The following is a 13,707-nucleotide window of genomic DNA, read 5'->3' as shown; positions in this document are numbered from 1 at the left end:
GAGGGGCGAGGAGCGCGATGACGCGGCAATCCACGGCGGGCCGTTCGGCCGCCCGCGCACGGCGTCCCGCCGGTGCGCCGGGCGCGGTGCGGCCGGTACAGTCCACAGGCGTGACCACACGGCTTGCGGACATCGCTGCGCAGGCGGGGGTGAGCGAAGCGACCGTCAGCCGGGTCCTCAACGGGAAGCCGGGCGTCGCCGCCACCACCCGCCAGTCCGTCCTGGCCGCGCTGGACGTGCTCGGCTACGAGCGTCCGGTGCGGCTCCGCCAGCGCAGCGAGGGCCTGGTCGGCCTGATCATCCCCGAGCTGGAGAACCCGATCTTCCCGGCGCTGGCGCAGGTCATCGGCCAGGCGCTGACCGGGCAGGGCTACACCCCGGTGCTGGCCACCCAGACCCCGGGCGGCTCCACCGAGGACGAGCTGACCGAGATGCTGGTCGACCGGGGGGTGGCCGGGATCATCTACGTCTCCGGGCTGCACGCCGACACCACCGCCGACATGCAGCGCTACGAGCGACTGCGCGCCCAGGGCGTGCCGTTCGTGCTGGTGGACGGGTTCTCGCCGAAGGTGCAGGCACCTTTCATCTCCCCCGACGACCGGGCCGCGACGACGCTCGCGGTCACGCATCTGGTGTCGCTGGGCCACACCCGGATCGGTCTGGCGCTCGGGCCGAAACGGTTCGTGCCGGTGCAGCGCAAGATCGAGGGCTTCGTCCGCGCGATGCAGGACCAGCTCGGGCTGGGCGCGGACCTGGTCGCCGAGGAACTGGTGCAGCACTCGCTGTACACCCTGGAGGGCGGGCAGGCGGCGGCCGCCGCGCTCATCGGGCGCCAGTGCACGGCCGTCGTGTGCGCCAGCGACATGATGGCGCTCGGCGCGATACGCGCCGCCCGCCAGCTCGGACTCGACGTGCCGCGCGACGTGTCGGTGGTCGGCTTCGACGACTCGCCGCTGATCGCGTTCACCGACCCGCCGCTGACCACCGTGCGCAAGCCCGTCCCGGCCATGGGCCAGGCCGCGGTGCGCACGCTGCTGGAGGAGATCGGCGGGACGCCCGCCCCGCACAGCGAGTTCGTCTTCATGCCGGAGCTGGTCGTGCGGGGGTCCACCGCCTCGGCGCCGGGCGAGCGTTCGCGCGGCTGAACCCCCGCCCGGCCAGGCGTTCTCGCGCAGAACATGCGCGGGGGCACCGGGCTTGGGATGATCTGTCGAGCATCCCTTGTCTGGCAGACTTGGTAGCTATGAGTGACGCGACCGTGACAGGACCGGGCGGCCACCCCGACGAGGTGGCCGTACCGCGGACCGTCACGGGCCGGGGCGCGGTCGGGGCGCGGGCCCTGCGCGACCGGGTCCGCCGTCCCCGGCGCCCCCGGCTGTGGTTCGAGATCCTGCTGATCGGCGCGAGTTACTGGACGTACTCGCTGATCCGCAACGCCGTCCCGGAGCAGAGGCGCGAGGCGCTGCGCAACGCCGACGCGGTGTGGTGGCTGGAGCACCGGCTGGGCATCGCCGTCGAGGCGTCCGTCAACCACGCCGCGGACTCGGTGGGTTGGCTGATCATCGGCATGAACTACTACTACGCCACGCTGCACTTCGTGATCACCATCGGTGTGCTGGTGTGGCTCTACCGATGGCATCCCGACCGCTACGCCCCCATCAGGCTGGTGCTGTTCGCCACCACGGGCGTGGCTCTCGCCGGGTACTACCTCTTCCCGCTGGCCCCGCCCCGGCTGATGCGCGGCGGCCACTTCATCGACACCGTGATGGTGCACCAGACCTGGGGCTCCATGGCCTCCGGCGACCTCAAGCACATGTCCAACCAGTACGCCGCGATGCCGTCCATGCACATCGGGTGGTCGCTGTGGTGCGGGCTGACGGTGTTCGCGCTGGCCTCGGTGCCGTGGGTACGGGTGCTGGGGCTGGCGTACCCGGCGCTGACGCTGCTGGTCATCGTGTCCACGGCCAACCACTTCTGGCTGGACGCGGTCGGCGGGGTGCTGTGCCTCGCCTTCGGGACGGGGGTGGCCCGGCTCTGGTACGGGCGGTGGCCGCAGGTGCCCGGAGCCGCGCGCGGTGCCGGGGCGCGTCAGCCGGCGTAGAACAGCTCGTCCACCACCGACCGGGCCCGGCGGGCGGTACGGCGGTAGGCGTCCAGCATGTCGCCGGCCCGGCCCTCGCCGTAGCCGAGGTAGCGGCCCACCGCCGCCAGCTCGCGGGGCTCGGTGGGGAAGGTGTCGCCCGCCCGGCCCCGTACCAGCATCACCGCGTTGCGGACCCGGCTGGCCAGCACCCACGCCTCGTCCAGCACGGCCGCGTCCTCCGCGCCGATCAGGCCGGCCTCGCGGGCCGCCGCCAGCGCCTCGCGCGTCCTCGGGGTGCGCAGGGCGGGCACCTCCCAGGCGTGCCGGAGCTGGAGCAGCTGGACGGTCCACTCCACGTCCGACAGGCCGCCGGGGCCCAGTTTGGTGTGCAGCTTCGGGTCGGCGCCGCGCGGCAGCCGCTCGGACTCCATCCGGGCCTTCAGCCGGCGGATCTCGCGCACCGCGTCCTCGTCCAGGCCGCGGGCCGGGTAGCGCAGCGGGTCGATCAGCGCCGTGAAGCGGCGGCCCAGGTCCTCGTCGCCCGCCACCGGCTCCGCGCGCAGCAGCGCCTGCGACTCCCAGCCCAGCGACCACCTGCGGTAGTACGCCTCGTACGACTTCAGGGTGCGGACCAGCGGGCCGGACTTGCCCTCCGGGCGCAGGTCGGCGTCGATCAGCAGGGGCGGGTCGGCGCTGGGGAGCTGGAGCAGGCGGCGCATCTCGGCCACCACCTTGTTGGCCGCCTTCGCTGCCTCGTGCTCGTCCACGCCCTCTCTCGGTTCGTGTACGAACAGCACGTCCGCGTCGGAGCCGTAGCCGAGTTCGTGGCCGCCGAACCTGCCCATGCCGATGATCGCGAACCTGGTCGGGAGGGTGTCGCCCCAGGTCTCGCGGACGACCGCGCGGAGGGTGCCGGCGAGGGTGGCGGCGGTGAGGTCGGAGATCGCGCTGCCCGTGCGGTCCAGGAGGATGCCCTCGTCGGGTTCCGCCGGGGTGGTCTCCGTGCCGTAGGAGTGGACGATGTCGGCCGCGGCGGTGCGGAAGAGCTCCCGGCGCCGCACGCCTCGGGCGGCTGCCACGCCCTGTTCCGCGTTCTCCGCTCGGTTCACCGCCGCGGTGATCTCCTGCTCCAGCTGGGCCCTGCCCCGGGGTTCCAGGCCGCCCGCGTCTCCGTCGCCGAGGAGGGCCACGGCTTCGGGGGCCCGCAGGAGGAGGTCGGGGGCCAGGCGGCCCGCCGAGAGGACCCTGGCCAGGTTCTCCGCGGCCGCGCCCTCGTCCCGGAGGAGGCGGAGGTACCAGGGGGTCTTGCCCAGGGCGTCCGAGACCTTGCGGAAGTTCAGGAGGCCGGCGTCGGGGTCGGCCGAGTCCGCGAACCAGCCGAGGAGGACGGGGAGGAGGGTGCGCTGGATGGCCGCCTTGCGGGTCACGCCGGAGGCCAGGGCTTCGAGGTGGCGCAGGGCCGCCGCGGGGTCCGCGTAGCCGAGGGCGACCAGGCGCTCCCTCGCCGCTTCCGCGCTCAGCCGTGTCTCGCCGGGGGCCAGTTGGGCCACCGCGTCCAGCAGGGGGCGGTAGAAGATCTTCTCGTGGAGGCGGCGGACCACGCCCGTGTGGCGTTTCCACTCGCGGCGCAGGCCCGCCACCGGGTCCGTACGCAGGCCCAGTGAGCGGCCCAGGCGGCGCAGGTCCTCCTCCGCCTCGGGGACCAGGTGGGTGCGGCGGAGCTGGAACAGCTGGATGCGGTGTTCCAGCTCGCGCAGGAAGCGGTACGCCTCGTCGAGGCGGGCGGCGTCCTCCCGGCCCACGTAGCCGCCCCCTGCCAGGGCTTGCAGGGCCTTCAGCGTGGTGCCGCTGCGCAGAGCCTGGTCCGTGCGGCCGTGCACCAGCTGGAGCAGCTGGACCGCGAACTCGACGTCCCTCAGGCCGCCCGGCCCGAGTTTCAGCTCTCGGTCGATCTCCGCCGGGGGGATGTTCTCCACCACCCTGCGACGCATCTTCTGCACGTCGGGGACGAAGTTCTCCCGGTCGGCCGCCTGCCAGACCAGCGGGGTCAGAGCGTCCGTGTACGCCTCGCCCAGTTCCCTGTCCCCCGCCACCGGGCGGGCCTTCAGGAGGGCCTGGAACTCCCAGGTCTTCGCCCAGCGCTGGTAGTAGGCGAGGTGGCTGCTCAGGGTGCGGACCAGGGGGCCGTTGCGGCCCTCCGGGCGGAGGTTCGCGTCCACCGGCCAGATCGAGCCCTCGACCGTGGTCTCCGAGCAGATGCGCATCATGTGGGAGGCGAGTCTCGTGGCCGCCTTCAGGGCCTTCGTCTCGTCCGTGCCCTGGGTGGGCTCCGCCACGAAGATCACGTCCACGTCGGAGACGTAGTTCAGTTCGTGGCCGCCGCACTTGCCCATGGCGATCACCGCGAGGCGGCACGCCTCCGCGTCCTGGGGGGCTTCCCTTTCGGCCATGGCCAGGGCTGCTCGGAGGGTCGCCGTCGCCAGGTCTGCCAGTTCCGCCGCGGTCTGCGTCACGTCCGTGGTGCCGCAGACGTCCCTCGCGGCGATGGAGAGCAGGCAGCGGCGGTACGCCACCCTCAGTTCCACCGGGTCCGTCGCTTCCGCGAGGCCGCGTTCGAACTCCGTCACTCCCGGGTGCAGGTCCCTTGGCTCGTAGGTGACCAGTTCCTGCCAGTCGTGGGGGTGGCGGGCCAGGTGGTCCGCCAGCGCGGCTGATGCGCCCAGTACGCCCAGGAGGCGGTCCCGTAGGGGCTTCGCCGCGATCAGGGTGTCCAGGAGTTCCCGGTGGTCCGTCGGCGCCGGCTGGGCCTCCAGCAGCCTCACCAGGCCGCGCAGGGCGAGGTCCGGGTCCGCTGTCGCGCCCAGCGCCTCCAGGAGGACCGGGTCCGCCCTCACCGGGGCCAGCTCGGGGCTGTCCAGCAGGCGTTCCGCTCCCGAGGGGTCCGTGAAGCCGTGCCGAAGCAGTCTGGTGAACGTGCTGCTCCTGCGCCCCGGCGTCATCCGCGGCCTCCCCTCGGGATCAAGACGGTCCTGGCCAGAGCCTAACCGTGCGGGTGACCTCCGGTCGTGGCCGCGCCCCGCGTCGTCGGGGGTCGGGGCCGCGCCGGGGGGTGTCCGTCCTCGGGCCGGCGACTTACGTTTCCCCGATTTGCTGGACTTGTCTTCTCGCCGGCCGCTGCGGGCGGACACCCCCCGGCACGTCCCCTTGCCGCCGTTCGTGGGTGCGGCGCGGTGGCGGGGCGGCGCGGTTTCGGGTTCCGTGGAAGGGGCTGCCCGGCCCGTCGTCTACGGAGGAGTCGCCGCGTGGAGATGAGTCCTGAGGTTGTCGTGCTTCCCGTGTCCTCCGTGGATCGGGACAGGAGTTCTTGCTGGGAACTCGCTCCGCCCGGGTCCGGTCCCGATGGGATGCTCGTTCGGTCTGCTGAGGGGGTGGGGTCGTGAGCGGGGCCCTGGCGCGGGGGTCCGTGGCTACTCGGCTGCCGGCTCAGGATCTGGCGCGGGCTCGGCGGTTCTACTCCGAGAAGCTGGGGCTCGAGCCCTTCGATGAGCGGCCCGGGGGGCTGCTTTACCGGTGCGGGGACTCGTTTTTCGCGCTGTTCCAGTCCACCGGGGTTTCGCCTGGGACTTTTACCCAGATGGGGTGGGAGGTCGACGACCTCGAAGCCACCCTCGCCGAGCTTCGGGGGCGTGGGGTGGTCTTCGAGGACGTCGAGGCTCCCGGGTTTCGGACCGAGGGCGGTGTCGCCGAGGTGCGGGGCAACTATCCGAGCAAGGGGGCCCGGGGAGAGCGGGCTGCCTGGTTTCGCGACAGCGAGGGGAATCTGATCGGGATCGGGCAGCCCGTTCGGTGATCTGCGGCTACAGGACCGGGAGGTTCTTGCGGAGTTCGAAGGCCGTCACCTCTGACCTGTACTCCTCCCACTCCTGCCGCTTGTTGCGGAGGAAGAAGTCGAAGACGTGTTCGCCGAGGGTTTCGGCCACCAGGTCGCTGCGTTCCATGAGGGTGAGGGCCTCGCCGAGGTTCTGCGGGAGGGGTTCGATGCCCATGGCGCGGCGTTCCGCGTCGGAGAGGGCCCAGACGTCGTCCTCGGCGCCCGGGGGGAGCTCGTAGCCCTCCTCGATGCCCTTGAGGCCGGCGGCCAGGAGGACGGCGTAGGCGAGGTAGGGGTTGGCGCCCGAGTCGAGGGAGCGGACCTCGACGCGTGCCGAGCCGGTCTTGCCGGGCTTGTACATGGGGACGCGGACCAGGGCCGAGCGGTTGTTGTGGCCCCAGCAGATGTACGAGGGGGCCTCGCCGCCCGCGCCCGCCGTACGCTCCGAGCCGCCCCAGATGCGCTTGTAGGAGTTGACCCACTGGTTGGTGACCGCCGAGATCTCCGCCGCGTGCCGCAGCAGACCCGCGATGAAGGAGCGGCCGACCTTGGAGAGCTGGTACTCCGAGCCGGACTCGTAGAACGCGTTGCGGTCGCCCTCGAAGAGGGAGAGGTGGGTGTGCATGCCCGAGCCGGGGAACTCCGAGAACGGCTTCGGCATGAAGGTCGCCTGCACCCCCTGCTCCAGCGCGACCTGCTTCATGACCAGGCGGAACGTCATGATGTTGTCCGCCGTGGACAGCGCGTCGGCGTACCGCAGGTCGATCTCCTGCTGGCCGGGGCCGCCCTCGTGGTGGGAGAACTCCACCGAGATGCCCATCGACTCCAGCATGGTGATCGCCTGGCGGCGGAAGTCCATGCCCACGTTCTGCGGGGTGTGGTCGAAGTAGCCCGAGTTGTCCGCCGGGGTCGGCCGGCTGCCGTCCGTCGGCTTGTTCTTCAGCAGGAAGAACTCGATCTCCGGGTGGGTGTAGAAGGTGAAGCCCAGGTCGGAGGTGCGGGCCAGCGCCCGCTTGAGGACGTAGCGCGGGTCGGCGAAGGACGGGGAGCCGTCCGGCATCAGGATGTCGCAGAACATGCGGGCCGTACCGGGGGCCTCGGCGCGCCAGGGCAGGACCTGGAACGTGGACGGGTCCGGCTTGGCGATCATGTCGGACTCGTAGACGCGGGCGAAGCCCTCGATGGCCGAGCCGTCGAAGCCGATGCCCTCGTCGAACGCCTGCTCAAGCTCCGCGGGGGCCACGGCGACGGACTTGAGGAAGCCCAGCACGTCCGTGAACCACAGGCGTACGAACCGGATGTCGCGCTCCTCCAAGGTCCGGAGCACGAACTCCTGCTGCTTGTCCATCTTCCGCTTCCCCATCCTTGCTGGTCAGGCCGCCTGTCCGTGGTGCGACGGGAGGCGGTCGGCACCTGAGCATCCCACCACATCGGCGTTTCGCGCGCGTTGCGGACCTTGATCGGCCGGACGTCTCCGGGCTGAACGTTCCGCCTGCGGGGACACACCGTCCTGCCGACCATCTTGCATGTTCATCGGGCCGTCCGTCATGGTCGCGAGCGCCGGCGGGGCCCCGGGTGCGAATTATCCGGTTGTCGCACATCGCTCCCCCGTGCTCCGCCCGTCCCACTACGATCAGCGGACCCCGAGACCGCTCCGCGGAAGGACACGCCCCATGGGTACCGACCAGCACACCCCCGCCTCTCCGCGCGCCGCGCGCATAGAGGAGATGCGGCGCGCCGAGCGCGCCCGTGCCCGCCGCAACCGGGTGCTGGCCATCGCCGCGAGCGTGGTGGTCGTCGCGGGGCTGGTCGTGGGCGGGGTGGCGCTGGTGCGCTCCCAGTCGGACTCGGACTCGGGCAAGGACAAGGACACCGCCGCGAGCGGGGACGCCAAGGGCGGCGCCGGGCACTTCACCACGGGCGCGGACGGGGTGCGCACCTGGTCCGGCAAGCTGTCGCGCACCCATGTCAGCACCAAGGTGACGTACCCGATGCACCCGCCGGTCGGCGGGAACCACAACCCGGTGTGGCTCGACTGCAACGGCGACGTCTACCAGGAGCCGGTGCGGGACGAGAACGCGGTGCACGCGCTGGAGCACGGCGCGGTCTGGGTGACGTACACGGACAAGGCGGAGAAGGCGGACGTGAAAGCGCTCGCGGCCAAGGTGAAGCGGACTCCGTACTCGCTGATGAGCCCGTACGCGGACCAGGACGCGCCGCTGATCCTGTCGGCGTGGGGGCACCAGGTGAGTGTGAAGAGCGCGTCCGACCCCGAGGTGGACAAGTTCTTCGCCGCCTATGTGCAGGGCGAGCAAACCCCGGAGCTGGGCGCCCCCTGCACCGGCGGGGCCATGAAGTGAGGCGCGGGTACGCCGGGTTGGCGGCCGGTGCCGCCCTGCTGGCCGTCGTCGCGGCGGGAGCCGGGGGGTACGCGGCCGGCGGGGAGCGCGATTCCGTCGCCGTACGGGTGCCGGGCGCGGAGTCGGCGGACGCCGGGTTCGCGCGGGACATGGCCGTGCACCATCAGCAGGCCGTGGAGATGTCGTACCTGGTGCGCGACCGCACCGGCGACGAGGAGGTGCGGCGGCTCGCCTACGACGTCGCGCAGACCCAGGCCAACCAGCGCGGGATGCTGCTGGGCTGGCTGGAGCTGTGGGGGCTGCCGAAGGTGTCCGCCGAGCCGCCGATGACGTGGATGGGCATGGGTGACATGCCGCCGGGGCAGGACGGCGCGCTGATGCCGGGCATGGCCACCAACGCCGATCTGCGCAAGCTGGGTTCGCTCAAGGGGCGCGCGGCGGAGGTGTTCTACCTCCAGCTGATGACGGAGCACCACAAGGGCGGGGTGCACATGGCCGAGGGGTGTGCGGCCCGGTGCGCGGCGGGGCCGGAGCAGCGGCTCGCGCGGGGGATGGTGGACGCCCAGCGGTCCGAGATCCGGCTGATGGCGGACATGCTCAAAGAGCGGGGCGCACACGCCCGTTCGTGACGACTCCTGATTAAGTCAGCTCTTTTCGTGGTTACTTGAGCTTCTCTTGACCTTTTACTTCCCCTGACATGAACGGTTCATCGGCCAGAGTGGCCCCCATCGTGCGATCTCCACGCCGGTCGACACCGCCGCTTCACCGGCGCACATCCGCGACGTACCGACCACGACATGCATGCGTAACGCATCGCAGGGGGTTCTATGAGATCCAACCGCGCCAAGACGCGCGCCGGTGTGAGCATGGCGGCGACGCTGCCGATGATCGCCGGGGCGCTGGCGCTCGGCATACCCGCGGCCCACGCGGACGGCCCGGCGCGCAACGCGCTGACCGGCACCCGGCCGCTGTGGGCCACGGCGAAGGCCGACAAGGGCGCCGCGGCCGACAGCGCCCGCGTCAACGCCCGCGTCTACCTGGCCGGGCGGGACGCGGCCGGGCTGGCGGCCTACGCCAGGGCCGTCTCCGACCCGGCCTCGCCGCTGTACGGCAAGCACCTCGGCGCCAAGCAGGCGCAGGCCCGCTTCGGGGCCACCAGGGCCCAGGTGGCCGCCGTCACGTCCTGGCTGAAGTCGGCCGGCCTGACGGTCACCGGGGTCACCGCGCACTACGTCTCCGTCTCCGGTGACGTGGCCGCCGCCGAGAAGGCGTTCGGCACCCAGCTCCACAACTACGCCAAGGGCAAGCGGACTTACCGCGCCCCGGCGAAGACCGCCTCCGCGCCCGCCTCGCTCAAGGGCGCCGTGCTCACCGTGACCGGCCTGGACACCGCGCCGCACAAGTCGAAGCACGACGATCAACTGCCCCCGCCGGACGCGGTGTTCAAGAACTCCGGTCCGTTCTCGAGCTACTTCGGCTCGAACATCGCGAGCAGCCTGCCGGACGCCTACGGCCACAAGATCCCGTACGCGATCCAGGGTTACACCGGCAAGCAGCTCCGCGCGGCCTACGGCGCGGGCGCGTACACCGGCAAGCACGTGCGCGTCGCCATCACGGATGCCTACGCCTCGCCGACCATCGCCTTCGACGCGGGCTCCTACGCCGAGAAGCACGGCGACGCGGCGTGGAAGACCGGCCAGCTCCAGCAGGTGCTGCCGAAGAAGTACACGCACACCGGGGCCGACGAGTGCGGGGCGGCCGGCTGGTACGGCGAGGAGACCCTCGACGTCGAGGCCGTGCACGCGGTCGCGCCGAACGCGGACGTCACCTACGTGGGCGCCGCGTCCTGCCTCGACGACGACCTGCTCGACTCGCTCAGCAAGGTTGTCGACAACCACCTGGCCGACATCGTCTCCAACTCGTGGGGCGACATCGAGGCCAACCAGACGCCGGACCTGGCCGCCGCGTACGACCAGGTGTTCCAGTTCGGCGCGGTGGAGGGCATCGGCTTCTACTTCTCCTCCGGCGACGACGGTGACGAGGTGGCGAACACCGCCACGGACACCACGCCGGGCGTGAAGCAGGTCGACACCCCCGCCAACTCGGCCTGGGTGACGGCGGTCGGCGGTACCTCGCTGGCGGTCGGCAAGGGCGACACCTACCAGTGGGAGACCGGCTGGGGCACCGAGAAGGCCACCCTGTCGGCCGACGGCAAGAGCTGGGTGGGCTTCCCGGGCGCCTTCACCTCGGGCGCGGGCGGCGGCACCAGCAGGACCGTGCCGCAGCCGTACTACCAGCAGGGCATCGTCCCGAAGGCACTGGCCACGGCCAACAACAAGGCCGGCAACCGCGTCGTCCCGGACATCGCGGCCATCGCCGACCCGAACACCGGCTTCCTGGTGGGCCAGACCCAGACCTTCCCGGACGGGACCCAGCGCTACAGCGAGTACCGCATCGGCGGCACCTCGCTGGCGGCGCCGGTGATCGCGGCCGTGCAGGCGCTGGCGCAGGAGGCGCGCGGCGGCAAGGCGATCGGCTTCGCCAACCCGTCGATCTACCAGCGGTACGGGAAGAAGGGCGTCTTCCACGACGTTACCGACAACCCGACGGGCTCCGGCCTGGCGGTGGCCCGTACCGACTTCGTGAACGGCACGGACGACGCCGACGGTCTGGCCGTCTCGGTCCGCAGCCTCGGCAAGGACAGCTCGCTGCACGCGGTCAAGGGCTACGACGACGTGACCGGCGTGGGCTCGCCCGCGAACGGCTACGTGCAGTCGTACGCGGGCCACTGACCCGCGGTAGCCGGTGACGGGGGCGTGGGGTGTCGGACACCTCACGCCCCCCATCGCGTCTGAGTGACGATTACACTGGCGGGGTGCCTCAACTTCGTCTCGCCCTGAATCAGATCGATGCCCGGGTCGGCGACATCGCCGGCAACACCGAGTACGTCGTCCACCGGACCCGTCAGTCGGCCGAGGCGGGAGCGCATCTGGTCGCGTTCCCGGAGATGGTGCTGACCGGGTATCCCGTGGAGGACCTCGCCCTGCGCTCGTCCTTCGTCGAGGCCTCCCGCGCCGCCGTGCGCACGCTGGCCGCCCGGCTGGCCGAGGAGGGACTCGGCGAGGTGCCGGTGGTCGTCGGCTACCTCGACCGCTCGGCGACCGCGCAGCCGAAGTACGGCCAGCCGGCCGGTGCCCCGCAGAACGCGGCGGCGGTGCTGTACCAGGGCGAGGTGGCCCTCACCTTCGCCAAGCACCACCTGCCGAACTACGGCGTCTTCGACGAGTTCCGCTACTTCGTGCCCGGCGACACCATGCCGGTGATCCGGGTGCGCGGGGTGGACGTCGCGCTCGCCATCTGCGAGGACCTCTGGCAGGACGGCGGCCGCGTCCCCGCCGCCCGTTCGGCCCGTGCGGGCCTGCTGCTCTCGGTGAACGCCTCGCCGTACGAGCGGGACAAGGACGACACCCGCCTGGAGCTGGTCGGCAAGCGGGCCCAGGAGGCGGGCTGCACCACCGCTTATCTGGCCATGACCGGCGGCCAGGACGAGCTGGTCTTCGACGGCGACTCCATCGTGGTCGGCGCGGACGGCGCGGTGATCGCGCGGGCGCCGCAGTTCGAGGAGACCTGCCTGCTGCTGGACCTGGAGCTGCCCGCCGCCGCCCCGGACGCGCCGACAGGTGTCGTGGACGACGGTCTGCGCGTCGACCGCGTAATCCTCTCCTCCGAACCCGTGCCGCGGTACGAGCCGGAGCACCTCGGCGGCTACGCCGAGCGGCTGGACGACGACGCGGAGATGTACGCCGCGCTGGTGACGGGCCTGCGGGCGTACGTCACCAAGAACGGCTTCCGCTCGGTGCTGATCGGACTCTCCGGCGGCATCGACTCGGCGCTGGTGGCGGCCATCGCCTGTGACGCGGTGGGCGCGGAGAACGTGTACGGGATCGCGATGCCGTCGAAGTACTCCTCCGAGCACTCCCGGAGCGACGCGGCCGAGCTGGCCCGGCGTACCGGGCTGCACTTCCGTACGGTGTCGATCGAGCCGATGTTCGACGCGTACATGGGCGCGCTGGGCCTCACCGGGCTCGCGGAGGAGAACCTCCAGTCCCGGCTGCGCGGCACGCTGCTGATGGCGGTGTCGAATCAGGAAGGCCATCTGGTGCTGGCTCCGGGCAACAAGTCCGAGCTGGCGGTGGGGTATTCGACCCTGTACGGCGACTCGGTGGGCGCGTACGGCCCGATCAAGGACGTCTACAAGTCCTCGGTGTTCCGGCTCGCCCGCTACCGCAACCGGGCGGCCGAGGAGCGCGGCGAGACCCCGCCGATCCCGTCGAACTCCATCAGCAAGCCCCCCAGCGCCGAGCTGCGCCCCGGCCAGGTGGACACCGACTCCCTCCCGGACTACCCCGTCCTCGACGCGATCCTCGACCTCTACGTCGACCACGACCAGGGGGCGGACGCGATCGTGGCGGCGGGCTTCGACCCTGACCTCGTCGTGCGGATCCTCCGCATGGTCGACACGGCGGAGTACAAGCGGCGGCAGTATCCGCCGGGTACGAAGATCTCCCCGAAGGGGTTCGGGAAGGACCGGCGGCTGCCGATCACGAACGGGTGGCGGGAGCGGGCGTAGTGGTCCGGGGCGGGCGCAGGTCCGCGTCCAGTACGCGGATCAGCTCGCCCACCCGGCCGCCGCCGTCGGGGGCGGCCGGGTAGCGCCTGAGCACGTCGATCACTGCCGGCGTTGCCCGCCGTACCGTCCGTTCGAGGTGGCCGGCCGCGCTCTGTCCGGCGATCAGCTCGGCCGCCCTCGCCGCGTGCGCCCCGGCGCCGAGGATGTGCTTGACCTGGGTGGCCTTGGCCAGCGGATGCAGATAAGCGGCACCGGCAGCGGCCATCGCAGCCCGCGCCGCCTCCCGCCCAGCCGGGGTGTGCGCGTTCTGAGCCGCCTTCAGGGCCGCCCACGCCGTGTCACGCAGCACCTTCCCCCGCTCCCCGCCCCGCGCGAATGCCCACGCGGCCGCGATGGCATCGCGGGGCCGCGAGTCGCCCGGCTGATCGGCCTCGAAGATCTCGAGCACGGTCTCGGCGGAAGCGGCGGCGAAACCGGCGACGGCACGAAGATCGTCCTTGCTCAGCACGACCGCGGCACTCATCGCCCCTCTTCCGGCGCCGACCGCCGGTCCGCGAGCCGGTCCTGGTCGGCGGCGTTCCCGGTACGGGCCTCGGTGCGACGCCCCCGTTCCAGGTAATCCCGGACGATCAGCTCGACCGCGTCCTGCGGACTCCTCGTACCGGCCAGCAGCATGACCTCGATGGCCAGATCGGCGTCCAGACTGACGGTGACTCGCGCCATGACCCCTCCTGCCGGCATCCGGGGGCAGCGTATCCAAGGG

General features: G+C 71.8%; 11 protein-coding genes. 7 read left to right on the top strand and 4 right to left on the bottom strand.

Features of this window, described 5'->3' with window-relative positions; all coding sequences use genetic code 11:
* Positions 1-110: 110 nt before the first annotated feature.
* Positions 111-1,145, top strand: coding sequence for a LacI family DNA-binding transcriptional regulator (locus tag EV284_RS14845; RefSeq protein WP_130334100.1), 1,035 nt, complete (start codon positions 111-113; stop codon positions 1,143-1,145).
* Positions 1,146-1,243: 98 nt separating this feature from the next.
* The gene (locus tag EV284_RS14840) at positions 1,244-2,101 is read left to right on the top strand and encodes a phosphatase PAP2 family protein (RefSeq protein WP_130334098.1); all 858 of its coding nucleotides are present in this window, start codon (positions 1,244-1,246) and stop codon (positions 2,099-2,101) included.
* On the opposite strand, the gene EV284_RS14835 is transcribed toward EV284_RS14840, so the two are convergent.
* Positions 2,089-5,082: a bifunctional [glutamine synthetase] adenylyltransferase/[glutamine synthetase]-adenylyl-L-tyrosine phosphorylase gene (locus tag EV284_RS14835; RefSeq protein WP_130334096.1), complete on the bottom strand. Its 2,994-nt coding sequence runs from the start codon at positions 5,080-5,082 to the stop codon at positions 2,089-2,091. The two genes, EV284_RS14840 and EV284_RS14835, sit on opposite strands and share 13 nt — an antisense overlap.
* 437 nt (positions 5,083-5,519) lie before the next feature.
* Between EV284_RS14835 and EV284_RS14830 the strand changes: the two genes are divergently transcribed.
* On the top strand, positions 5,520-5,933 hold the full coding sequence (locus tag EV284_RS14830) for a VOC family protein (protein WP_242625685.1): 414 nt from the start codon (positions 5,520-5,522) through the stop codon (positions 5,931-5,933).
* Between the two features lie 7 nt (positions 5,934-5,940).
* Here EV284_RS14830 and EV284_RS14825 read toward each other — a convergent pair whose 3' ends face one another.
* Positions 5,941-7,302: a glutamine synthetase family protein gene (locus EV284_RS14825; RefSeq protein ID WP_030807800.1), complete on the bottom strand. Its 1,362-nt coding sequence runs from the start codon at positions 7,300-7,302 to the stop codon at positions 5,941-5,943.
* Positions 7,303-7,627: 325 nt separating this feature from the next.
* On the opposite strand from EV284_RS14825, the gene EV284_RS14820 reads away from it, so the two are divergent.
* From EV284_RS14820 to EV284_RS14805, 4 genes are all read left to right on the top strand, one after another.
* Positions 7,628-8,314, top strand: coding sequence for a DUF3105 domain-containing protein (locus EV284_RS14820; RefSeq protein ID WP_130334094.1), 687 nt, complete (start codon positions 7,628-7,630; stop codon positions 8,312-8,314).
* Positions 8,311-8,943, top strand: a complete 633-nt coding sequence (locus EV284_RS14815) for a DUF305 domain-containing protein (protein ID WP_130334092.1) — start codon at positions 8,311-8,313, stop codon at positions 8,941-8,943. Before EV284_RS14820 ends, EV284_RS14815 begins: the two co-directional genes overlap by 4 nt.
* Before the next feature lie 198 nt (positions 8,944-9,141).
* Positions 9,142-11,106 (top strand): S53 family peptidase, encoded by a 1,965-nt coding sequence (locus EV284_RS14810; RefSeq protein ID WP_130334090.1) that lies wholly within the window; start codon positions 9,142-9,144, stop codon positions 11,104-11,106.
* An 83-nt stretch (positions 11,107-11,189) separates the two neighbouring features.
* Positions 11,190-12,944: an NAD+ synthase gene (locus tag EV284_RS14805; RefSeq protein ID WP_165425528.1), complete on the top strand. Its 1,755-nt coding sequence runs from the start codon at positions 11,190-11,192 to the stop codon at positions 12,942-12,944.
* On the opposite strand, the gene EV284_RS14800 is transcribed toward EV284_RS14805, so the two are convergent.
* Both EV284_RS14800 and EV284_RS14795 read right to left on the bottom strand, forming a co-directional pair.
* Positions 12,916-13,467 carry a putative immunity protein gene (locus tag EV284_RS14800; RefSeq protein WP_130334086.1) on the bottom strand — a complete coding sequence of 184 codons (552 nt, stop codon included), beginning with the start codon at positions 13,465-13,467 and terminating at the stop codon, positions 12,916-12,918. The genes EV284_RS14805 and EV284_RS14800 overlap by 29 nt on opposite strands.
* Positions 13,464-13,667 carry a hypothetical protein gene (locus tag EV284_RS14795; protein ID WP_130334084.1) on the bottom strand — a complete coding sequence of 68 codons (204 nt, stop codon included), beginning with the start codon at positions 13,665-13,667 and terminating at the stop codon, positions 13,464-13,466. Before EV284_RS14795 ends, EV284_RS14800 begins: the two co-directional genes overlap by 4 nt.
* Positions 13,668-13,707 lie beyond the last annotated feature (40 nt).

The organism is Streptomyces sp. BK022 (assembly GCF_004217355.1).
Taxonomy (GTDB): domain Bacteria; phylum Actinomycetota; class Actinomycetes; order Streptomycetales; family Streptomycetaceae; genus Streptomyces; species Streptomyces griseoluteus.
This window is presented reverse-complemented; position numbering and strand designations above follow the sequence as displayed.